Raw genomic sequence first — 21,699 nt, forward strand, 5'->3', positions numbered from 1 at the left:
AGTGCCGAAAACTCGCACCTGCTTTACTTTGTTAAGGCGTCCTGAAAATACCTCATCAACCTGATTGCTGAAGCGCTGAAAAAAGCCCGGTAAGCGTGAGCGCCACCGGGCCCAGACGACAAAGGACTAAACCAAACTCTTCAGCCGGTAAATCCACTCCAGCGCCTGACGCGGTGTCAGTGAATCCGGGTCGAGATTCTCCAGCGCTTCGACTGCGGGAGAGGTTTCTTCTGCAGGAGCCAGCAATGACATCTGTGTACCGTCAATCTGTGTGGCTGCGGCATTGGGTGACAAACTTTCCAGCTCACGCAATTTCTGCCGCGCGCGCTTGATCACCTCTTTCGGCACGCCCGCCAGCGCTGCGACGGCCAGGCCATAGCTCTTGCTTGCCGCACCGTCCTGCACCGTGTGCATAAAGGCGATGGTATCACTGTGTTCCAGTGCATCAAGATGAACGTTTGCCACGCCTTCCATCTTCTCTGGCAACTGTGTCAGTTCGAAATAGTGGGTTGCAAACAGCGTCATGGCCTTGATTTTATTCGCCAGGCTTTCGGCACATGCCCACGCCAGCGACAGTCCGTCATAGGTTGACGTTCCGCGTCCAACTTCGTCCATCAACACCAGACTGTACTCGGTTGCGTTATGCAGGATGTTGGCGGTTTCGGTCATTTCCACCATAAAGGTTGAACGCCCGCTTGCCAGATCGTCTGCAGCGCCCACACGGGTGAAGATACGATCGATTGGGCCAATCTCCACTTTTTGCGCTGGAACGTAGCTACCGATCCCGGCGAGCAGGGCGATGAGCGCAGTCTGGCGCATATAGGTACTTTTACCGCCCATGTTTGGACCGGTGATGATCAGCATTCTTCTTTGCGGTGACAGGCTTAGTGGGTTAGCAATGAACGGCTCGTTCAGCACGCGCTCGACCACTGGATGTCGACCCTCGGTAATGCGAATACCGGGTTTATCGGTAAAGGTTGGGCAGGTGTAGTTCAGCGTCTCTGCGCGTTCTGCCAGGTTTACCAGCACATCCAGTTCAGCCAGTGCACCGGCGCTTAATTGCAGCTCAGCAAGGTGTGGCATCAGCATGTCGAACAGCTCGTCATAAAGCTGTTTTTCCAGCGCCAGGGCTTTGCCTTTCGAGGTGAGAACTTTGTCCTCATACTCTTTCAGCTCAGGAATGATATAGCGCTCGGCATTTTTCAGCGTTTGTCGACGAACATAGTGGATAGGTGCCAGATGGCTTTGTCCACGGCTGATCTGAATGTAGTAACCGTGTATCGCGTTATAACCTACCTTCAGGGTGTCCAGCCCCAGACGTTCACGCTCGCGGATTTCCAGCTTATCAAGGTAGTCTGTTGCACCGTCTGCCAGCGCGCGCCATTCATCCAGCTCTTCGTTGTAGCCTGGTGCAATTACGCCGCCATCACGAACCAGAACCGGAGGCGCATCAATGATGGCGCGCTCCAGCAATTCGCGAAGCCCGGTAAACTCTCCCATTGTTTCGCGCAGCTTCTGTACTGGCGCGCTGGCTACGTCACCAAGCTGGGCACGCAGTTCCGGTAGCTGCTGGAAGGCATGACGCATACGCGCGAGATCGCGTGGGCGAGCCGTACGCAGTGCCAGACGAGCAAGAATACGTTCCAGATCGCCGACCTGGCGCAGCACGGGCTGCAGCTCAGTATAGCGATCCTGCAAAGCGGCAATGGTCTGCTGGCGGCTGGTCAGTGTATCGGTATCGCGAATCGGCATATGCAGCCAACGCTTAAGCATGCGGCTGCCCATTGGGGTAACCGTGTTATCGAGCACCGAGGCGAGGGTATTTTCCACACCACCAGCCAGATTCTGGGTGATCTCCAGGTTACGGCGCGTCGCAGCATCCATGATGATGCTGTCCTGCTGACGTTCCATTGTAATCGAGCGGATATGCGGCAGCGCCGTGCGTTGGGTATCTTTCACATACTGTAGCAGGCAGCCAGCTGCACACAGCCCGCGTGGGGCATTTTCCACGCCAAAGCCAATCAGATCGCGCGTGCCAAACTGCAGGTTCAACTGCTGGCGCGCGGTATCAATTTCGAATTCCCATAGCGGGCGGCGACGCAGGCCACGGCGGCCTTCAATGAGTGCCATTTCGGCGAAATCTTCGGCATAGAGCAGCTCTGCCGGGTTTGTGCGTTGCAATTCGGCCGCCATGGTTTCGCGGTCAGCCGGTTCGCTCAGGCGAAAACGTCCGGAGCTGATATCCAGCGTGGCGTAGCCAAATCCTTTACTATCCTGCCACAGCGCTGCCAGCAGGTTATCCTGGCGCTCCTGCAGCAGGGCTTCGTCACTGATGGTGCCTGGCGTGACAATGCGCACAACTTTGCGTTCAACCGGGCCTTTTGAGGTGGCTGGATCGCCAATCTGCTCGCAGATCGCCACGGATTCGCCCTGGTTCACCAGCTTTGCCAGGTAGTTTTCTACCGCGTGATGGGGGATACCCGCCATCGGGATAGGCTCACCTGCCGATGCGCCACGTTTGGTCAGGGAGATATCGAGCAACTGCGACGCGCGTCTGGCATCGTCATAAAAGAGCTCGTAAAAATCGCCCATACGGTAAAACAGCAAGATTTCCGGGTGTTGTGCTTTCAGCTTCAGATACTGCTGCATCATCGGCGTATGTGCGTCGAAATTGTCGATTGTGGTCATGGAGTTATGATATCCATTTCTTTGATAATATTACGCTTTGAGCGGCTCAGTGGCCGTTAGTTCCCTCTATTGTCGCATGAAAAAAAGGTGTGGCGCAGAAAAATGTCACGACTTTACGAGACGCCTTCCGGCATTAACTCGATGATGATTTTTCCATGCTCAACACCCACCCGAACCTGCGAATTTGTGGTAAATCCGGCTTGTTCAAGCCAGTCCCCTTTTAAGCTTAAAGCAGCATGCACGCTGTAATGTGTCGGGATTTTAGTCTTGCGGTCCTCGTGACGTTTTCTGAAATAGCCGACTTTTAAATGACGATAGGGTTTGGCGATAGCGATCTGTTGCATACGGTCTCCGGTAGATACGGGCAAAGTGTGTTTCTGATACCTGTATAAAATACCAGTAAAAGTCATGAGGGGCGGGGTTAAAACTGGAAGGCGTCTTCAGAAAACGAAATGCAACGACTGAAACCGCAAGGGATAAATGGTATTATAAATGCACTTTATTATTCGGTGACCCGTCATGTCTGATAAACGCATCGCACGAGAAAAAGAGACGATCGCCAAAATGATCGCCCTGTATGAAAAACGGTGCCCACAGGCTTCACAGGAAGAAGGGTACTATCAGGCACTTAATGCCTATGCGGATAAGCGTCTGGATAAATGCGTCTTTGGTGAGGAAAAACCAGCCTGTAAACAGTGTCCGGTACACTGCTACCAGCCCGCCAGACGTGAGGAAATGAAGCAGGTTATGCGCTGGGCAGGGCCACGCATGCTGTGGCGTCACCCCATTCTGACGATTCGCCATCTGATTGACGATCGCCGTCCGGTACCGGAATTGCCGGAAAAATATCGTCAGAAAAAGTAGTCCGTTACGTCCGGGAAGGTCGTATTGAACGGCAAATCACGGGTAACGCAAGTGCGCTACAAAAAGGAAATAACGCCAGCAGCAGCCAGGGGTAAATTGCCTGCGTTGAGGGAACCAGCGCATGATCCAGTAGCGGGCCGAAGAACAGATTCCCCGCCAGCACTGCGCAGCCCCCGGCGGTAGAGAGTGCACCATAGTGTGCCCCCAGCGTTGACGCTTCGGCAAAGTGTGGGATCAGGTCTTTTGCTGACGGTACGAGCAGCATTTGGCCCAGCGTTAACAGGGTCACAAGGCACACCGAAGGCAACAACCGTAACCAGCCTTCCGGCGGCTCTGTTGCGGCGAACAGGGAGACGCTCGCAAAGGCGGCGGCGAGCAGCAAAAAACCCACCGGTAAGATCCTGATGGCACCCACGCGTCGGGCGAAGCGCGCCAGCGGAAGCTGAAAAGCGATAATCAGTACTGAAGCCAGCATAAAGAGAGGACCGAGATCTTGCTCGCTGCCACCTGAACGCTGGATCTCTACCGGCAACGCCAGATAGAGCTGGTTATAGCTCAAAAGCCACGAGCTATAGGCAATGATAAAGGCGACAAAGCGCGGCTGGCGGAAGGTCGTCCACCAGGGAAGCACCTTTAGTACCTGTTTGCTGTGGGGTGTGGCAGGAAGGCAGAAGTACAGCACAACGAGCGCAATGACAAACACTCCAGCACCTGCCAGCGCCACCTGACGGAAGCCCAGCCCTGTCAGCAGCGCGCCGGCAACCGGGCCCAGGACCGCTCCAAGTTCACCGCACACGGCAAAAAGAGCAAACCACTCTGCCCGGCTCCGTTTTCCCTTTGCTTCGCTTTGTGTCCCCGTTTTTGCCAGCAGGGCTTCAATGGAGGGAGAGAACAGTGCCCCCCCGATACCCGTCAGGCACGCTCCCAGAATGATGGGAAACAGGGATTGTCCGCATGCCAGCAGGAGATAACCCGCCACGCGAATAATGCAGCCGCAGAGGATAACGATCTTTGCGCCATATTTGTCAGAGAGCGCTCCACCAACGATAAACATACCCTGTTGGGAGAACGTGCGTAACCCCAGCACCAGCCCGATAAGCCCGCCAGAGAGCAACATATCGTCGCGTAAAAATATCGCCAGGAAGGGAACAACTGCGTAAAAACCAATATTAAATACGAACTGGCTACCCAATAAAACGGGCGGCCAGAGCGTTGTAGCAGAACGCAGGGAGAACAGAGACATGCAGCCTGACCCTAAACGATAAAATGAATGTGCTTTTTGCCGTGGTACGGGGAGATCTCAATTTTGGTTTTCACCCTGAACACATCCCAAAGCAATTCCTCGGATAAGATCTCCTGCGGCGTGCCTGTGGCGACAATTTGCCCTTTCTGCATCACAATCAACGAATCACAGAACATCGAGGCGTGGTTGAGGTCGTGGAGAGCCACAATGCTGGTCACCGGTAACTCGCTGATCAGGTGCATTAATTGTATCTGGTGATGAATGTCCAGGTGGTTAGTCGGTTCATCCAGCAGGATTTCGGTGGGTGTCTGCGCCAGTGCGCGGGCAATATGCACGCGCTGACGCTCCCCTCCGGACAGGCTCAGCCAGCCCTGGTCACTTTTTCCCTGCATATCCACCCTCTGCAGAGCCGCGGTGACGGCCTCGTCATCATGCGTGCTCCAGTTCGAGAAAGGAGAGTGATGCGGTATACGACCAAGTTTTACCACATCACGAACCCGCATGTTGGCATCAGTCATGCTGTGTTGTTCAACGAATGCCACCCGGCGTGCCAGCTGTTTTTTGGCGATGCGGGCAATGTTTTGCCCATCCAGCGTCACGCTACCGGTATCCGGGCGACGCAGGCCTGCCAGAATGCGCAAAAGAGAGGACTTACCACAGCCATTGGGACCAAGTAGCCCGACTGTTTCTCCCCGGGAAACGTTCAGCGAGACATTATTGACGATGACCTTTTTACCGACCTTCCAGGTAATATTTTCAGCGGAGATACTCATCACTTATTCCTTGAGCGGTAGATAATCACGGCAAAGAAAGGTACGCCAACCAGAGCCGTCACCACGCCAACGGGAAGGCTTTGCGGTGCAATCAGTATGCGAGAGGCGATATCCGCCAACACCATCAGGACCGCCCCGGCCAGTGCACTGGCAATCAGCAACGTGCGGTGCAGCGGGCCGAAGAAGAAGCGCATGACGTGCGGCACAACCAGCCCCACAAAGCCGATAGAGCCAGCCATGCTGACGATAGTCGCGGTGATGAGTGCAGTGGTGGTAAAGAGGATCAGGCGTACCCAGGGCACGGCAATACCCAGAGAGGCGGCGGCATCATCACCAAAGGTAAAGGCATCCAGTGCGCGGGAATAGTAGAGGCAAACGGCAAGCCCAATCGGTACCACCACCAGAATCAGTTGAAACTCAGGCCATCTTACACCGCTGAAACTCCCCAGCAGCCAGAACATCACATCACGTGCCTGCTGAGCACTGGCAGAGGTACTGATGGTGTAAGCGGTGATCGCGTTGAAGAGCTGCGACGCGGCAACGCCCGCCAGAATGGTGCGTTCATTGCCGCCGCGTGCGCCGTTGGTCAGGAAGGCGACAAAAACAAAGGCGGCAAATGCCCCGGCAAATGCGCCCGCGGAGAGAGAAACCGCACCGGTACCAATACCCAATACGACCACAGAAACCGCACCTGTTGATGCTCCCGCAGAAACGCCGAGCACGTAGGGCTCAGCCAGTGCGTTCTTCAACAGGCTTTGCAGCACTGCTCCGCAGATGGCCAGACCAGCACCACAGCATGCCGCCACCAGGGCGCGGCTCAGGCGGAAGTCCCAAATCACGCTCTCGTAGATGCGGTTGAGGGGAACATCGGTCAGGCCGATTTTATTGCTGACGGTGTAAAAGACGTTTTGCAGCGGGATCGAAAGTTCGCCGACGCTGACACTCAGGGCAATGACCACGAACAACAGTACTGTTGCGAGCAAACACGAGGTGGTCAGGAGCAGTCCCTGTCGCGCCTGAATAACGGCCGTCGTCATCAGTTCAGCCCCAGTTTTCTGAGCTGTTCACCCACTTGTTCAGCCCCGTAAATCGTGCGGATTGTCGGGTTCATCGCCTGACCATCCATCACCACAATATGACCTTTTTTCACTGCATCCAGCTGGCTGACGGCAGGATCACTTTTCAGGAATTTGATTTTTTCTTCAGCATTATCAAGCGCCCAACGGTTACGATCCAGGCTGGAGACCACGATCACATCGGGGTTCGCGGCGATAATGCTTTCCCAGCCCACCGTCGGCCATTCGGTTTCGGAGGTGATGGCGTTATGTCCACCGAGAACGTTGGCGATAAACCCAGAGGCGCTGTTTTTTCCGCCTACGTAAGCATCAGCAGAAGGGGAAGAACTGGAGAACCAGAAGACAAAAGAGAGATCCTTTTTATTCTTACTGAACGTTTTACGCAGGTCATTCTCACGTTTTTTGAAATCGGCAATCAGTGCTTCGCCACGAGATTGCACGTTAAAGATTGCCGCGAAATCTTCAATCTCTTTATAGAGCAAGGTCATATTCCACAGCTTTTGACGGCTGCCGTACATATCACCTGCGGCTTTTTTGGTCGCACACATCCCCGGAGATAAATAGCTGTTTACGCCGACGGTGGCCAAATCTTCACGTTTTGCCACCTTGCTTTCTGGCCCCAGTAAGAGAGGGAGTTGTGCAGGAACAAAATCAGGGTTTTGCGCAAGGATTGATTCAAGGGTGGGGATTTCTACCGTCAGCGTTTTGATTTTTGCATTTTGTTCAGCCAGCTGCGGCAGAACTTTGGTCGGCCAAAACGCACTGGCGGTAATGTTATTTTGCAGGCCTAACAGCAGCAAAATCTCGACGGTATTCTGACCGAGAGCAACCACCCGCTCAGGGGCTTTAGTAAATGTCTCTTTATACCCGCAGTTTTCAATCGTCAGAGGGTACGTGGTTGCCAGAGCAGAACTGGCTGACGCAAACGCCAGGCTTAACGCGCAGATGATTTTTTTCATTAAACGCTCCCCGTCATTAAAATTATTTTTAATGTAAATGAAACTCATTATTAAGGCGGGATTTTATACAGAGGAAAAGATTTTGTGTCAATGAAGGCCACTTCACGGAGATAACACGGGGGGAGCGAAGGGCGGTGCGCATGCTGCCGCCCTGTATCAGACGTTAAACCAGGCTCTCTTTATCAATTCCCAGACGCTTCATGCGAGACAACAGCGTGGTGCGTTTCAGCCCCAGCCGCTGTGCCGCGCCTTTTGGTCCGGCAACCACACCGTTCGTCTCTTTCAGCACGCGCATAATCAGCTGGCATTCGTTTTCACCGTCCTGTGCCACGTCGGTTGCTATCACGGAGGTTTCCGGCAGAGAGACTTCCGGCAGCGACAGTTGCAATACGCTGCCGCGCGTCAGCAGTACCGCGCGTTCAATGACGTTTTCCAGTTCGCGCACGTTGCCGGGCCACTCCATCAACGAGAGGGTACGCAACGTCTCGGCGGGAATGCTGTCGATGTTTCGCCCCATCCGGCGCGCAATTTTAGCCGTAAAGGCTTTGACCAGCAGGGGGATATCTTCCGGGCGTTCGCGCAGCGGCGGCAGGCAAATCGGGAAGACGTTCAGGCGATAATAGAGATCGCTTCGAAACTCGCGGTCGGCGACCATTTTTTTCAGGTCGCGGTTGGTGGCGGCAATCAATCGCACGTCTGTCTGAATCAGTTTGTTGCTGCCGAGGCGTTCAAACTCCTGCTCCTGCAGGACGCGAAGCAGTTTTGGCTGCAGCTCCAGCGGCATATCGCCCACTTCATCCAGAAACAGCGAGCTTTTATCCGCCAGCTCAAAACGGCCCAGACGCTGGCTACTGGCACCGGTAAAGGCACCGCGTTCATGGCCGAAGAGATCGCTTTCCAGCAAACCTGCAGGCATGGCGGCGCAGTTCATCTTCACCATGCGACGGCTGTTGCGGTTACTTAAATTGTGGATCGCGCGGGCAATCAGCTCTTTACCCGTGCCCGTTTCACCCAGGATAAGCACCGTACTGTCGCTTTGTGCCACCATCTCAACCTGCTTGAGTACGCTGTACATCGCTTCGCTACGCCCGATAATCTCACCAAACTCGCTGTCAACGTTGTTGAGCTGCTCGGTCAGCGCCAGGTTTTCATCCACCAGCCGTTCTTTCAGACGGTGGATTTCCTGATAGGCCAGCGCGTTATCCAGCGCGATGGAAATACGCTCGGCGATCTGGCGCAGCAGCTTCAGGTTGGCGGTAGTAAAAACGCCTTCCTCACACTGCGCCAGCTTCAGGACGCCCAGCATGGTGTTGCCGGACATCAGGGGGAGCAGACACAGCGTCTGGATGTTATTGCCCCAGATGTTAAACAGCATCCGCTCGTAGGGGGCCTGTGCATCCTGTTCATTGAGATTGAGCAGCAGGATCTCTTTGCTTTTGAACACCCGTTCAGAAAGGGTGCCTGCTTCATCCACTTCGCTCTGCTCGTGAGCCGGGTTTGCCTCATCAAGATAGTGCGTGGAGTAAATATTCAGTTTGCCCTTACGATGGCCCCGGAGCGCAATGCTGATGGCATCGATTTTGAAATAGTGGTGGATCTCTTTCGAGACTTCGCTGACCAGTTCATCCATGTCGAGCCGTGACAGCACGGCGTTAGTGATCGCCACCAGAATGCGGAAGTTGTCACGCTCGCGGCTCAGCAGGTCGTAGTCCACATTGTTACTGACGCGGCTTTGGATCTGCTCTGCAACGACGGCCACTATCTGGGTAAAGGTGTGCAGACGCTCATATTCCGCCTCGCTCCACGACTGGTCGGTATTGCGAATAAACTCGCAGCCACCGAAAATATGGCCTTCCACGGCCAGCGGCAGCAGGCAGTAGTGCCCGAATGGCGGATATAAATGGCTCTCTGCCAGCATCGGCCAGGCTTGTCGGAATTCATCAAAGTTGCAGTGCAGGGCTTCCGGGCGGGAAAGAATGCGCCGGACAGGGCCATGTGCCAGGAAAGTTTCATCTTCATATTCAAAGATTTTGCCGCTATCTCGTGTGGAGTAATAGCTCGCGCGATGGCTCCCGCTATGCCAGAGCACAATGGCGGCGCTGTCCGCCAGCGCAGATTGTCTGACCAGCCGCGTCAGGGCATCGCTCAGCGAGCCGAGGTCGGGCTGCTGCAAAAGTGTGCGCGTGATGTCAAACAGGCCTTGCTGTCCAAGATTGCTCATCGGTGTATACGGCATAGTGCTTTCCAGTAGAAACGGGCAAATATAGATAAATTCAGTGCTGACCGCTTTTGCCGCGGTTCTAGCAAATTCGGGGTAGGGGTTCCGCGTGCGGGAGATCCAGCGTACGCTTCACACCATAAAGTCCGGCCAGGCGCACCCCTTTGCGCTCAACCACTTCGCCAACGATCGCGGCCTCTTTCCCTAAGGGATGTGCCCGCAGCTGTTCCAGCACCGCATCGGCCGCTGCGCGTTCAACGCCAATCACCAGCTTACCTTCGTTCGCAAAGTTTAGCGGATCGAGACCCAGCAGCTCGCAAAGCCCACGAACGGCGGGTTTGACGGGCAGACCGCGTTCAGTCAGTTCAATTCCGCAGCCGCAGCTTGCGGCGAATTCGTGCACCACCGCATTGACACCACCGCGTGTGGCATCGCGCAGGGCTTTCACGCCCGGAATGGAACGCAGCGTCTGGATAAGCGGGGTGAGTACGGCGCAGTCGCTGCGTAACTCGCCATCCAGCCCCAGACCTTCGCGCAGGTTCAGTATGGTTGCGCCGTGGCAACCCAGCGTGCCGCTGACTAACAACACATCGCCCACGGCAAGCTGCTGAGCACCCCAGTGGATCTCCGCAGGGATAGCCCCCATTCCGGCAGTATTGATGAACAGTTTATCTGCCGCACCGCGCTGTACCACTTTGGTATCGCCGGTGACGATGGCGATACCCGCCTCGCGTGCAGTATGCGCCATGCTGTTGACTACGGTAGTGAGCGTTTCCATCGGCAACCCCTCTTCGAGGATAAACCCGCAGGAGAGGTAGCGCGGGATTGCACCGCTGACGGCAACATCGTTCGCGGTACCGCAGACAGCCAGCTTGCCGATATCGCCTCCAGGAAAGAACAGCGGGTCGATCACGTAGCTGTCAGTGGAAAATGCCAGCCTGTCACCCTGCGCGGTGAGGGTCGAGAGGGCAATACGTGCCTGGTCTTCCTGCTCGGCCAGCCAGGGGTTGTTAAAGGCTTCCATAAATAGCCGGTTAATCAGCTGTTGCATCGCCTGGCCGCCGCTGCCGTGCGCCATTTCAACCGTATTCATGCTTCACACTCCTGATTGCGATACTGATACCACGCGGCACATGCCCCTTCGGAGGAGACCATCAGCGCGCCAAAGGCGGTGTGCGGGTTACAGGTGTTGCCAAATAACGGGCATTGATGGGGTTTGCATTTTCCGGTAAGCACCTCGCCGCAGCGGGCGCGGGGATCGTCGCAAACCTGTTGTGGCCGCGGGCGGAAATGTGCTTCGGCATCGAATGCGTGATACGCAGGCGTCAGGCGCACGCCTGATTCGGCAATCAGCCCCAGCCCACGCCATTCGCTGTCGCCTTCAACGCTAAACACTTCCGCAATGGCACGCTGGGCTCGTTCATTACCGGCATCGGGCACCACGCGGCGGTACTGGTTTTCCACTGCACTCAGGGCTGTTATTTTCTGCTCAACCAGCATGGTTACGCCTTGCAGTAGATCAAGTGGCTCGAAACCAGCGACCACTAACGGGCGATTGTACTGCTCAGCGATAAAACCGTAGGCTTCTGTCCCGATAACCATGCTGACGTGGCCCGGTGCCAGAAATGCGTCAATGCCGTTTCCCGGCTCTTCCAGCAGGCTGCGTAACGTCGGGATGAGCGTAATGTGCTGGCAGAAAAAGAAAAAGTTATCGACGTTGCGGGTTTTAGCCTGCTGCAGTGTGATTGCCGTGGCGGGCATCGTGGTCTCAAAACCCAGCCCGAAAAAGACGACTTTACGCTCAGGGTTATCGGTTGCCAGCGTCAGGGCATCCATCGGCGAGTAAACGATCCGGATATCCGCACCACGGGCTTTAGCCTGTAGCAGTGAGCCATTTTTTCCAGGCACGCGCATCGCATCGCCAAACGTGCAGAAAATGACGTCAGGCTGGCTGGCAATTTCGATACAGCTGTCGATGCGTCCCATTGGCAGAACGCAGACCGGACAGCCGGGGCCGTGGATAAACTCGATGTTTTCCGGCAGAAGCTGGTCGAGGCCAAATTTAAAGATCGCATGCGTGTGCCCGCCACACACCTCCATAATCCGTAACGGCTTTTCAGCGCTGTAGTTCAGCAGTGCAGCTCTCGTTTTCAGATGCCCGATAAGCTGCATTACCTGCTCGGGGGCGCGATATTCATCAACGTAACGCATGGGTTATTGCTCCTCGCCGTACAGCAGTGCGCCGACGTCAGGCTCAACGTCAAACATGTTTTGCAGGGCATCCAGCGTGTCGCGGGCTTCCGCTTCATTTATCACGCTCATGGCAAACCCCACGTGTACCAGTACCCACTGACCAAGGCGTGATTCACCGGTTTCATCGGTGCTGCCCACCAGCGTCAGGTCGACGTCGCGCAAAATGCCACAAACCTCAACTTTGGCCTGATTTCCGTCAATGGAGTGAATTTGTCCCGGGACGCCTATGCACATCGTTCACTCTCCAGCCAGTTCAGCCAGGCGTCCATGCCGTCACCGCGCGTGGCGGACACCAGCAGGATCGTAATATCCGGGTTCACTTCACGGGCGTACGCCAGACATTTGTCCACGTCGAAGTTCAGGTACGGCAGCAAATCCACTTTGTTCAGCAGCATCAGCGAGGCGGCGGCGAACATGTGCGGGTACTTCAGCGGCTTGTCCTCCCCTTCGGTTACGGAGAGCACCGCCACTTTATGCCGTTCACCGAGATCGAAGCTTGCCGGACAAACCAGGTTGCCCACGTTCTCAATAAACAGGATGCCGTTATCTGTCAGCGGCAGACGCGGCGCGGCATCGGCAATCATCTGCGCATCCAGGTGGCAACCTTTACCGGTGTTAACCTGAATGGCCGGCGTGCCGGTTTCGCGAATGCGCGCGGCGTCGTTTACGGTTTGCTGATCGCCTTCAATCACCGCACAGGAGACACTTCCGTTCAGGCGTTTGAGCGTTTCCGTGAGTAGCGTGGTTTTGCCGGAGCCGGGGCTGGACACCAGGTTCAGTACCAGCTGCTTACGCGTGGCAAAGCGGGCGCGGTTACGGGCCGCGAGCTGGTTATTTTTGTCGAGTACGTTGATTTCGACTTCCAGCATCTGACGCTGGCTGATGCCCGGTGCATGCGTGCCCGCTTCGCCGTGGCCATAATGCAAATCGCCCGCACCGGATTGTTGAGGGGCAAAGGTGATACCGGTTATCACCGATGCGGGACGAGCCGCAGGGGAAAAGGGCGCGGAGCGAAACGCAGAGTGAGGACGGTGTTCATCCCCTTCTATATACAGGTTGCCTTCAGCACAACCGCAGGTACTACACATAATTTACTCCCTCTCGATTTCGAGGCGTTGGATCTGCATGCCGTCATCCGCCACGATGCGCAGCCCGGTGCTCTGGCACTGCGGGCAGCTCCGGACTTTTGATGACAACAGGGTGACGTACTGCTGGCACTGCTCGCACCAGCACTCTGCCTGCTGTTCTTCAATGTGAAGTTCACAGTCTTCCGCCAGTGTGTCGCGACACACCAGCTCAAAACAGAAGGTGAGGGCGCTGGTTTCGACACAGGAAAATGCCCCGATTTTCAGCCAGACACCGGTCACGCGTTTTGCGTTGTGCTGCACTGCCTGCTGTTCGATGAGCTCCAGCGCTCGCTGGCAGAGGGTGATTTCGTGCATGACGCCTCCTTAATGAATTGCCCCGGTAATGCAATAACAGTGCCAGCTTGATTTTTGTTAAGGCGTGACGATGTCAACGCTGTCGAAATGACACGTCGACACCGCTGAAGTGACAGCGGATGGTTACTTAAATTCATTAAAAATCAATGCATTAAAAACTGGCACGGAATCTGCTTAATAGCCGCAATCTCCACTAACCGGATACCTTTTATGACTATTTGGGAAATCAGCGAAAAAGCGGATTACATCGCGCAGCGCCATCAGCAGTTACAGGAGCAGTGGCACCTTTACTGCAACTCTCTGATTCAGGGCATCACCCTGTCGAAAGCCCGTCTTCACCACGCCATGAGCTGTGCAGCACAGGGTGATATGCGCTTTGTCCTCTTCGGCCACTTTACGATTTACGTCACGCTGGCAGACACCTTCAACAGCCACACCATCGAGTACTACGTCGAGACGAAAGAGGGTGACAGAGAGTGTATTGCGAAGGCGCAGCTGATGGCTGATGGCATGGTGGATGGTCATGTCAGCAACCGCGATCGTCAGCAGGTGCTGGAGCATTATCTGGAAAAAATCGCGCCAGTTTATAACGGTCTGTACACCGCCGTTGAACACGATCTCCCGGTCAACCTGAAGCAGCTGATGGATACAAAAACATCGGCGAATGTGGCCTGACCTGTGAGTGTCGATAAGTGTCGATAAGACAGTTTTTCGTCAAAAATGACTATCACCAGAGGATGACCCGGTGAACCGTTTTGTAATAGCTGACTCGACGGTCTGTATTGGCTGTCGAACCTGTGAGGCGGCGTGTTCGGAAACCCACCGCCAGCACGGGCTACAGTCCATGCCGCGCCTGCACGTTATGCGTAATGAAAAAGAGTCTGCCCCGCAGCTCTGCCATCACTGTGAGGATGCGCCGTGCGCGGCTGTCTGCCCTGTTAATGCCATCACCCGTGTTGATGGCGCTGTACAACTGAACGAAAGCCTGTGCGTGAGCTGCAAGCTGTGCGGCATTGCCTGCCCGTTCGGGGCCATTGAATTTTCCGGTAGCCGTCCGCTGCATATTCCGGCCAATACGAATTCGCCGAAAGCGCCACCTGCGCCACCGGCTCCGGCGCGCGTGAGCACGCTGCTGGACTGGGTACCTGGCGTGCGTGCTGTGGCGGTGAAATGTGACCTGTGCAGTTTTGATGAGCAAGGCCCGGCCTGCGTACGCACCTGCCCAACTAAGGCGCTGATTCTGGTCAATATTCGCGATATCGCCCGCACCAGCAAGCGTAAACGCGAGCTGACCATCGATACTGATTTTGGCGATCTTTCTCTGCTTCAGGCGCTTAACGAGGGGGCGAAATGAACGCGATGACGATGATTAACAGTGCGGTGGCGTACTTTGCTGCCACCGCTATTCTGGCGCTGGTCTTCTCTTTTCATAAAACCCTGAGCGGCTGGATTGCGGGCATTGGCGGGGCAGTTGGCAGCCTGATGACACTGGCTGCCGGTGGAGTGATGTTGTCTGGCGGGCAATCCGCAGAAGCGGTGATGCCGCTTATCCACCACAGCATTCAGCTTACACCGCTGAATGCTATCTGGCTGGTAACGTTTGGCCTCTGCGGCGTGTTTATCAGCCTGTTCAATATCGACTGGCACCGCCATCACAATACCAAAGCAAACGGTCTGCTGGTTAACCTGCTGATGGCGACGGCGGTCTGTACCGTAACCGCCAGTAACCTCGGCGCGCTGGTGGTAATGGCAGAAATCATGGCGCTGTGCGGCGTGTTCCTGACCGGCTGTAGCACGTCCGGCAAACTGTGGTTTGCGCTGGGTCGCCTCGGCACGCTGCTGCTGGCGCTCACCTGCTGGCTGGTGTGGAGCCGTTACGGCACGCTGGATTTTTCCCTGCTGAATGAACGCACGCAGGTGCTGCCGTTTGGGGCGGATATCTGGCTGACGGGCGTGGTGGGTTTTGGCTTGCTGGCCGGGATCATTCCGCTGCACGGCTGGGTGCCGCAGGCGCATGCGAATGCCTCTGCGCCGGCGGCCGCACTCTTCTCGACGGTTGTCATGAAGGTGGGGCTATTCGGCATTCTGGCGCTGTCGCTGACGGGGGGGCAACCGCCGCTGTGGTGGGGCGTGGTGCTGCTGGTCGCTGGCATGGTCACGGCGTTTGTCGGCGGTCTGTACGCGCTGATGGAGCACAACATCCAGCGTCTGCTGGCGTATCACACCCTGGAAAATATCGGCATTATCCTGCTGGGTCTTGGCGCGGGAGTGACCGGGCTGGCGCTCAATCAACCGGCGCTGGTTGCGGCCGGGTTTATCGGCGGCTTGTATCATCTCGTCAACCACAGCCTGTTTAAAAGCACGCTGTTCCTCGGTGCTGGCAGCGTCTGGTTCCGCACGGGTCACCGTGATATCGAAAAACTCGGCGGTATCGGCAAAAAAATGCCTGTGATTTCACTTGCGATGCTGGTGGGGCTGATGGCGATGGCCGCACTGCCGCCGCTGAACGGCTTTGCCGGTGAGTGGGTGATTTACCAGTCCTTCTTCGCGCTCGGCCAGAGCGACGTATTTATTGCGCGCCTGTCAGGGCCACTGCTGGCAGCGGGCCTGGCGATTACCGGGGCGCTGGCGGTGATGTGTATGGCAAAAGTCTACGGCGTGACTTTCCTCGGTGCGCCGCGCACGCGTGAAGCTGAAAACGCCTGCTGTGCGCCGGTACTGATGGCGACAAGCGTGGTCGCGCTGGCGCTGTGCTGCATTGCGGGGGGGATCGCTGCACCGTGGCTGCTGCCATTGCTGGGGAATGCGGTTCCACTGCCGTTGACCACGGCACATACCACCGTTTCCCAGCCGATGATTGCGCTGCTGCTGATTGCCGCACCGCTGCTGCCGTTTGTCCTGATGCTGTTCTTCAAACGTGACCGACTCGCTTCCCGCTCGCGCGGTACTGCATGGGCCTGCGGCTATGAGCATGAACAATCTATGGTCATCACGGCGCACGGTTTTGCCATGCCAGTAAAAGAGAACTTCTCCACCGTGCTGAAACTGCGCCACTGGCTGAACCCGGTAGGTTGGGTTCCGGGCTGGCAGAGTGCCGCTGCACCTGCATTGTTCCGCCGCCTGGCCGTTATTGAGCTGGCGGTGCTGGTGGTGATTGTGATTTCGCGAGGAGCCTGACATGAGTCTGTTACTGGCATTACTTCAGGCGCTGGTGTTATTCGCCGTTGCGCCATTGCTTTCCGGGGTGAGCCGCGTGGCGCGCGCCCGGATGCACAACCGTCGTGGGCCTGGCGTGCTGCAGGAGTACCGCGATCTCTTCAAATTGTTCACGCGTCAGAGCGTTGCACCGGATGCCGCAGGCTGGGTCTTCCGCCTGACGCCGTTTGTGATGGTGGGCGTGATGCTGACCATCGCCACCGCGCTGCCGGTGGTGACGGTCGGTTCTCCACTGCCGGTGCTGGGCGATCTGATCACGCTTATCTACCTCTTCGCCATCGCCCGTTTCTTCTTTGCGATTGCAGGCCTGGACACCGGTAGCCCGTTTACCGGCATCGGTGCCAGCCGCGAGGCGATGTTGGGTGTGCTGGTTGAGCCGATCCTGCTGCTGGGGCTGTGGGTCGCCGCGCAGGTGGCGGGGTCAACCCATATCAGCTTTATCACCGACACCGTCTACCACTGGCCTGTGGCCCGCTCCATTCCGCTGGTTCTGGCCTTGTGTGCCTGTGCGTTTGCCACCTTTATTGAGATGGGCAAATTGCCGTTTGACCTCGCCGAAGCGGAGCAGGAGCTACAGGAAGGGCCGCTGACCGAATACAGCGGTTACGGTTTTGCGGTGCTCAAGTGGGGGATCAGCCTCAAACAGCTGGTGGTGTTGCAGATGTTTGTGGGTGTCTTCTTCCCGTGGGGGCAGATGACGCACTTTTCCGTTGGTGGTCTGGTACTGGCCGCTATCGTTGCCGCACTCAAGCTGCTGGTTGGCGTGCTGGTGATTGCGCTGTTTGAAAACAGCATGGCACGCCTGCGTTTTGTCGCAACATCGCGCATCACCTGGGCTGGTTTTGGTTTTGCATTTTTAGCGTTCGTCTCCTTTCTGGTGGCGTGATTGAAGAGAGTTTTTATGTCTGAAGAAAAGAAAGGTCAGCAGTATCTCGCCGCGTTGCATCAGGCTTTCCCGGGCGTGGTGCTGGACGAAGGCTGGCAAACCAAAGACCAGGTAACCATCACCGTGAAGGTGAACTACCTGCCGGAAGTGGTGGAGTTTCTTTACTACCAGCAGGGTGGATGGCTGTCGGTGCTGTTTGGTAACGACGAGCGTCAGCTGTGCGGGAACTATGCGGTCTACTACGTGATGTCGATGGAGCAGGGCGAGAAGTGCTGGCTCACCGTGCGTATCGAAGTTGACCCGAATAAACCGGAGTATCCATCCGTAACGCCGCGCGTACCGGCTGCCGTCTGGGGCGAACGTGAAGTGCGTGATATGTACGGCCTGGTGCCGGTCGGCCTGCCGGATGAGCGCCGTCTGGTGCTGCCGGATGACTGGCCGGACGAACTTTATCCGCTGCGTAAAGACAGCATGGACTACCGCCAGCGTCCGGCACCGACCACCGACAGTGAAACCTACGAGTTCATCAACGAGCTGGGAAGTAAAAAGAACAATGTGGTGCCAATCGGCCCGCTGCACGTCACTTCCGATGAACCGGGTCACTTCCGCCTGTTTGTTGATGGCGAGAACATTATCGACGCCGACTACCGCTTGTTCTACGTCCATCGTGGCATGGAAAAACTGGCAGAAACCCGCATGGGTTATAACGAAGTGACATTCCTCTCCGACCGCGTGTGCGGTATTTGCGGCTTTGCCCACAGCACGGCCTACACCACCTCGGTGGAAAACGGAATGGGGATCGTGGTGCCGGAGCGAGCACAGATGATCCGCGCCATTCTGCTGGAAGTTGAACGTCTGCACTCGCATCTGCTCAACCTCGGGCTGGCCTGCCACTTCGTCGGCTTTGACTCCGGTTTTATGCAGTTCTTCCGCGTGCGTGAAGCATCGATGAAAATGGCGGAAATCCTCACCGGGGCGCGTAAAACCTACGGTCTGAACCTGATTGGCGGGATCCGCCGCGATCTGCTGAAAGACGACATGATCAAGACCCGTCAGCTTGCGCAGCAGATGCGTCGCGACGTGCAGGAGCTGGTCGATATGCTGCTCAGCACGCCAAACATTGAGCAGCGTACCGTCGGTATTGGCCGCCTCGATCCTGAGATTGCCCGCGACTTCAGCAACGTCGGCCCGATGGTGCGCGCCAGCGGCCACGCCCGCGACACCCGTGCCGACCACCCGTTTGTCGGCTATGGCTTGCTGCCGATGACAGTACACAGCGAGCAAGGTTGCGACGTGATCTCACGCCTGAAAGTGCGTATCAACGAAGTCTTCACCGCGCTGAATATGATCGACTTCGGGCTGGATAACCTGCCGGGCGGCCCGCTGATGGTGGAAGGCTTCACCTACATTCCAAACCGCTTTGCGCTCGGTTTTGCCGAAGCGCCACGCGGAGACGACATTCACTGGAGCATGACCGGCGACAACCAGAAGCTCTACCGCTGGCGCTGCCGTGCGGCCACCTACGCCAACTGGCCAACCCTGCGCTACATGCTGCGCGGCAACACGGTGTCTGATGCGCCGCTGATCATTGGCAGCCTTGATCCGTGCTACTCCTGCACCGACCGTATGACGGTGGTGGACGTGCGTAAGAAGAAAAGTCAGGTGGTGCCGTACAAAGAGCTTGAACGCTACAGCATCGAGCGTAAAAACTCGCCGCTGAAATAAGGACTCGTCATGTTTACCTTTATCAAAAAAGTGATCAAAACTGGCACCCAGACCAGCAACTATCCACTGGAGCCGATGCCGGTCGATAAAAACTTTCGTGGCAAACCGGAGCACAACCCCCAGCAGTGCATCGGCTGCGCGGCCTGTGTCAATGCCTGCCCGTCGAACGCCCTGACGGTGGAAACTGACCTGAAAACCGGTGAGCTGGCCTGGCAGTTCAACCTCGGGCGTTGCATCTTCTGTGGCCGCTGCGAGGAGGTTTGCCCGACGGTGGCGATCCGCCTTTCGCAGGAGTACGAGCTGGCGGTGTGGAAGAAAGAGGATTTCCTGCAGCAGTCACGCTTTGACCTGTGCAACTGCCGCGTCTGCAAACGTCCGTTTGCCGTGCAAAAAGAGATCGACTACGCCATTGCACTGCTAAAACACAACGGTGATGTCCGCGCGGAACACCATCGCGAAAGCTTTGAAACCTGCCCGGAGTGCAAACGTCAGAAGTGCCTGCTGCCGTCTGACCGTATTGATATAACCCGCCATATGAGAGAGGCCAGCTGATGGAAAACCTACTGGGCCCACGCGATGACAACGGCATTCCGGTGCCGATGACGGTGGACGAATCCATCGCCAGTATGAAGGCGTCGCTGTTGAAAAAAATCAAACGCTCGGCCTACGTCTATCGCGTGGACTGTGGCGGATGCAACGGGTGTGAGATCGAGATTTTCGCCACACTGTCACCGTTGTTTGATGCTGAACGCTTTGGCATCAAAGTGGTGCCATCGCCGCGTCATGCGGACATTTTGCTGTTTACCGGTGCTGTCACCCGCGCTATGCGCTCGCCTGCGCTGCGCGCGTGGCAGTCCGCGCCCGATCCCAAAATCTGTATCTCTTATGGAGCCTGCGGTAACAGCGGTGGCATTTTCCACGACCTCTACTGCGTGTGGGGTGGCACCGACAAAATCGTGCCGGTGGATGTCTATATCCCGGGCTGCCCGCCAACGCCTGCCGCGACGCTGTACGGTTTTGCAATGGCGCTGGGCCTGCTGGAGCAGAAAATCCACGCCCGTGAACCGGGCGAGCTCGACAACCAGCCTGCCGCGATTCTGCACCCGGATATGGTGCAGCCGCTGCGCGTGAAGGTTGACCGCATGGCACGCAAACTGGCGGGGTATCGCTATGGCCGTCAGATTGCTGATGACTATCTGCGTCTGCTAAGCCAGGGCGAACACCAGGTGGCGCGCTGGCTGGAAGCGGAAAACGACCCGCGTCTCAATGAAATAGTGGCGAACCTGGATCAGGTGGTTAATGAGGCGCGTATCCGATGAGTGAAACGGTGGTGTTCAGTCAGCTGAGCCGTAAGTTTATTGATGAGAACGATGCCACGCCGGATGCGGCGCAGCAGGTGGTCTATTACAGCCTGGCGATTGGGCATCACCTCGGGGTGATTGACTGCCTGGAGACGGCATTAAGCTGTCCGTGGCCGGAATATCTGGCCTGGATAGCCACTCTGGAAGAGGGCAGTACGGCGCGGCGCAAAATGGAGGGGGTACCGAAGTACGGTGAGATCGTTATCGACGCCAACCATATTTCAATGCTCGCTAACGCGTTCGATGCTGCGCTCAGTATGCAGACGCCAGAGCAGCAGGCGTGGAGCAAAACGTTGCTCAGCATGCTGCATGATATTCATCAGGAGAGCGCCATCTACCTGATGGTGAGGAGATTACGTGACTGACGTTTTACTGTGTGTTGGCAACAGCATGATGGGCGACGACGGAGCAGGTCCGCTGCTCGCCGAAATGTGTGCCACAAACCCGCAGGGGAACTGGGTGGTTATCGACGGCGGCAGTGCCCCGGAAAACGACGTGGTAGCCATTCGCGAACGGTACCCGGACAGGCTACTGATTGTCGATGCCACCGATATGGGGCTAAACCCTGGTGAAATTCGTCTGATCGATCCGGACGATATCGCTGAGATGTTTATGATGACGACCCACAACATGCCGCTGAACTACCTGGTGGATCAGCTCAAGGACGACGTGGGTGAAGTGCTGTTTTTGGGTATTCAGCCGGACATCGTGGGGTTTTATTACCCGATGACACCGCCAGTGAAAGAGGCGGTGGAAGTGGTGTATTCCAGGCTGGGAGCGTGGGTTGGGGAGGGGGGATTCGCCCGGCTCTGAATAATGCCGGGTGGCGGCTTCGCCTTACCCGGCCTACAAAATCCTTCTCCCTCTCCTGAAGTGGTTTAATAGTTTTAGACACGTTCAGAGGTTATAAATTAAATAACTGATGAGGTGCAAAAAATGAATTCACGCCGATTTACCCCAGAGTTTAAACGCGAGTGCGCTGAGCTGGTCCTTGA

The 21,699-nt window shown here is 56.4% G+C and carries 22 protein-coding genes; 10 read left to right on the forward strand and 12 right to left on the reverse strand.

What is annotated here, in order from left to right; all coding sequences use genetic code 11:
- Nucleotides 1-126 precede the first annotated feature (126 nt).
- Nucleotides 127-2,688 carry a DNA mismatch repair protein MutS gene (gene mutS, locus ACHHZ6_RS17525; protein WP_395122791.1) on the reverse strand — a complete coding sequence of 854 codons (2,562 nt, stop codon included), beginning with the start codon at nucleotides 2,686-2,688 and terminating at the stop codon, nucleotides 127-129.
- A 113-nt stretch (nucleotides 2,689-2,801) separates the two neighbouring features.
- Nucleotides 2,802-3,032: a SymE family type I addiction module toxin gene (locus tag ACHHZ6_RS17530; RefSeq protein ID WP_182918859.1), complete on the reverse strand. Its 231-nt coding sequence runs from the start codon at nucleotides 3,030-3,032 to the stop codon at nucleotides 2,802-2,804.
- 175 nt (nucleotides 3,033-3,207) lie between these two features.
- On the opposite strand from ACHHZ6_RS17530, the gene ACHHZ6_RS17535 reads away from it, so the two are divergent.
- Nucleotides 3,208-3,552: a nitrous oxide-stimulated promoter family protein gene (locus ACHHZ6_RS17535; protein ID WP_182272455.1), complete on the forward strand. Its 345-nt coding sequence runs from the start codon at nucleotides 3,208-3,210 to the stop codon at nucleotides 3,550-3,552.
- A gap of 4 nt (nucleotides 3,553-3,556) precedes the next feature.
- On the opposite strand, the gene ACHHZ6_RS17540 is transcribed toward ACHHZ6_RS17535, so the two are convergent.
- From ACHHZ6_RS17540 to hypA, 10 genes are all read right to left on the reverse strand, one after another.
- Nucleotides 3,557-4,795: an MFS transporter gene (locus ACHHZ6_RS17540; protein WP_182918858.1), complete on the reverse strand. Its 1,239-nt coding sequence runs from the start codon at nucleotides 4,793-4,795 to the stop codon at nucleotides 3,557-3,559.
- 11 nt (nucleotides 4,796-4,806) lie between these two features.
- Nucleotides 4,807-5,568, reverse strand: coding sequence for an ABC transporter ATP-binding protein (locus tag ACHHZ6_RS17545; protein ID WP_182918857.1), 762 nt, complete (start codon nucleotides 5,566-5,568; stop codon nucleotides 4,807-4,809).
- Nucleotides 5,568-6,605 (reverse strand): iron ABC transporter permease, encoded by a 1,038-nt coding sequence (locus ACHHZ6_RS17550; RefSeq protein ID WP_182918856.1) that lies wholly within the window; start codon nucleotides 6,603-6,605, stop codon nucleotides 5,568-5,570. Before ACHHZ6_RS17550 ends, ACHHZ6_RS17545 begins: the two co-directional genes overlap by 1 nt.
- Nucleotides 6,605-7,603 carry an ABC transporter substrate-binding protein gene (locus tag ACHHZ6_RS17555; protein ID WP_182272451.1) on the reverse strand — a complete coding sequence of 333 codons (999 nt, stop codon included), beginning with the start codon at nucleotides 7,601-7,603 and terminating at the stop codon, nucleotides 6,605-6,607. The genes ACHHZ6_RS17550 and ACHHZ6_RS17555 overlap by 1 nt, the downstream gene beginning before the upstream one ends.
- Before the next feature lie 163 nt (nucleotides 7,604-7,766).
- Nucleotides 7,767-9,839 carry a formate hydrogenlyase transcriptional activator FlhA gene (flhA, locus tag ACHHZ6_RS17560; protein WP_196390424.1) on the reverse strand — a complete coding sequence of 691 codons (2,073 nt, stop codon included), beginning with the start codon at nucleotides 9,837-9,839 and terminating at the stop codon, nucleotides 7,767-7,769.
- A gap of 64 nt (nucleotides 9,840-9,903) precedes the next feature.
- Complete coding sequence (hypE, locus tag ACHHZ6_RS17565; RefSeq protein WP_182918854.1) at nucleotides 9,904-10,914, reverse strand: hydrogenase expression/formation protein HypE; 1,011 nt, start codon at nucleotides 10,912-10,914, stop codon at nucleotides 9,904-9,906.
- Nucleotides 10,911-12,032: a hydrogenase formation protein HypD gene (gene hypD, locus ACHHZ6_RS17570; RefSeq protein WP_182918853.1), complete on the reverse strand. Its 1,122-nt coding sequence runs from the start codon at nucleotides 12,030-12,032 to the stop codon at nucleotides 10,911-10,913. The genes hypE and hypD overlap by 4 nt, the downstream gene beginning before the upstream one ends.
- 3 nt (nucleotides 12,033-12,035) lie before the next feature.
- Nucleotides 12,036-12,308 carry a HypC/HybG/HupF family hydrogenase formation chaperone gene (locus tag ACHHZ6_RS17575; RefSeq protein ID WP_182272447.1) on the reverse strand — a complete coding sequence of 91 codons (273 nt, stop codon included), beginning with the start codon at nucleotides 12,306-12,308 and terminating at the stop codon, nucleotides 12,036-12,038.
- Nucleotides 12,299-13,162: a hydrogenase nickel incorporation protein HypB gene (hypB, locus tag ACHHZ6_RS17580; RefSeq protein ID WP_196390422.1), complete on the reverse strand. Its 864-nt coding sequence runs from the start codon at nucleotides 13,160-13,162 to the stop codon at nucleotides 12,299-12,301. The genes ACHHZ6_RS17575 and hypB overlap by 10 nt, the downstream gene beginning before the upstream one ends.
- Before the next feature lie 3 nt (nucleotides 13,163-13,165).
- Nucleotides 13,166-13,516 (reverse strand): hydrogenase maturation nickel metallochaperone HypA, encoded by a 351-nt coding sequence (gene hypA / locus ACHHZ6_RS17585; protein ID WP_395122792.1) that lies wholly within the window; start codon nucleotides 13,514-13,516, stop codon nucleotides 13,166-13,168.
- A 210-nt stretch (nucleotides 13,517-13,726) separates the two neighbouring features.
- Here hypA and hycA point away from each other — a divergent pair, with 210 nt between their 5' ends.
- From hycA to hycI, 9 genes are all read left to right on the forward strand, one after another.
- Nucleotides 13,727-14,191: a formate hydrogenlyase regulator HycA gene (gene hycA, locus ACHHZ6_RS17590; protein ID WP_182918851.1), complete on the forward strand. Its 465-nt coding sequence runs from the start codon at nucleotides 13,727-13,729 to the stop codon at nucleotides 14,189-14,191.
- A gap of 70 nt (nucleotides 14,192-14,261) precedes the next feature.
- The gene (locus ACHHZ6_RS17595; RefSeq protein ID WP_182272443.1) at nucleotides 14,262-14,870 is read left to right on the forward strand and encodes a 4Fe-4S dicluster domain-containing protein; all 609 of its coding nucleotides are present in this window, start codon (nucleotides 14,262-14,264) and stop codon (nucleotides 14,868-14,870) included.
- Nucleotides 14,867-16,693, forward strand: a complete 1,827-nt coding sequence (gene hycC, locus ACHHZ6_RS17600; RefSeq protein WP_182272442.1) for a formate hydrogenlyase subunit 3 — start codon at nucleotides 14,867-14,869, stop codon at nucleotides 16,691-16,693. The genes ACHHZ6_RS17595 and hycC overlap by 4 nt, the downstream gene beginning before the upstream one ends.
- 1 nt (nucleotide 16,694) lies before the next feature.
- On the forward strand, nucleotides 16,695-17,618 hold the full coding sequence (locus tag ACHHZ6_RS17605) for a respiratory chain complex I subunit 1 family protein (protein ID WP_395122793.1): 924 nt from the start codon (nucleotides 16,695-16,697) through the stop codon (nucleotides 17,616-17,618).
- Nucleotides 17,619-17,633: 15 nt separating this feature from the next.
- Nucleotides 17,634-19,343, forward strand: coding sequence for a formate hydrogenlyase subunit HycE (gene hycE, locus ACHHZ6_RS17610; RefSeq protein WP_182918848.1), 1,710 nt, complete (start codon nucleotides 17,634-17,636; stop codon nucleotides 19,341-19,343).
- A 9-nt stretch (nucleotides 19,344-19,352) separates the two neighbouring features.
- Nucleotides 19,353-19,895, forward strand: a complete 543-nt coding sequence (locus ACHHZ6_RS17615; protein WP_182918847.1) for a formate hydrogenlyase complex iron-sulfur subunit — start codon at nucleotides 19,353-19,355, stop codon at nucleotides 19,893-19,895.
- A complete protein-coding gene (locus tag ACHHZ6_RS17620; protein ID WP_182272438.1) occupies nucleotides 19,895-20,662 on the forward strand; it encodes an NADH-quinone oxidoreductase subunit B family protein in 768 nt (255 codons plus the stop codon). Before ACHHZ6_RS17615 ends, ACHHZ6_RS17620 begins: the two co-directional genes overlap by 1 nt.
- Entirely contained in the window at nucleotides 20,659-21,069 is a 411-nt protein-coding gene (locus ACHHZ6_RS17625) for a formate hydrogenlyase maturation HycH family protein (RefSeq protein ID WP_182272437.1), read from the forward strand. Before ACHHZ6_RS17620 ends, ACHHZ6_RS17625 begins: the two co-directional genes overlap by 4 nt.
- Complete coding sequence (gene hycI, locus ACHHZ6_RS17630; protein WP_395122794.1) at nucleotides 21,062-21,517, forward strand: hydrogenase maturation peptidase HycI; 456 nt, start codon at nucleotides 21,062-21,064, stop codon at nucleotides 21,515-21,517. The genes ACHHZ6_RS17625 and hycI overlap by 8 nt, the downstream gene beginning before the upstream one ends.
- Nucleotides 21,518-21,699 lie beyond the last annotated feature (182 nt).

Origin of the sequence: Enterobacter cloacae complex sp. 2024EL-00214, from assembly GCF_043945575.1 — a bacterium.
Taxonomy (GTDB): Bacteria; Pseudomonadota; Gammaproteobacteria; order Enterobacterales; family Enterobacteriaceae; genus Enterobacter; species Enterobacter cloacae_P.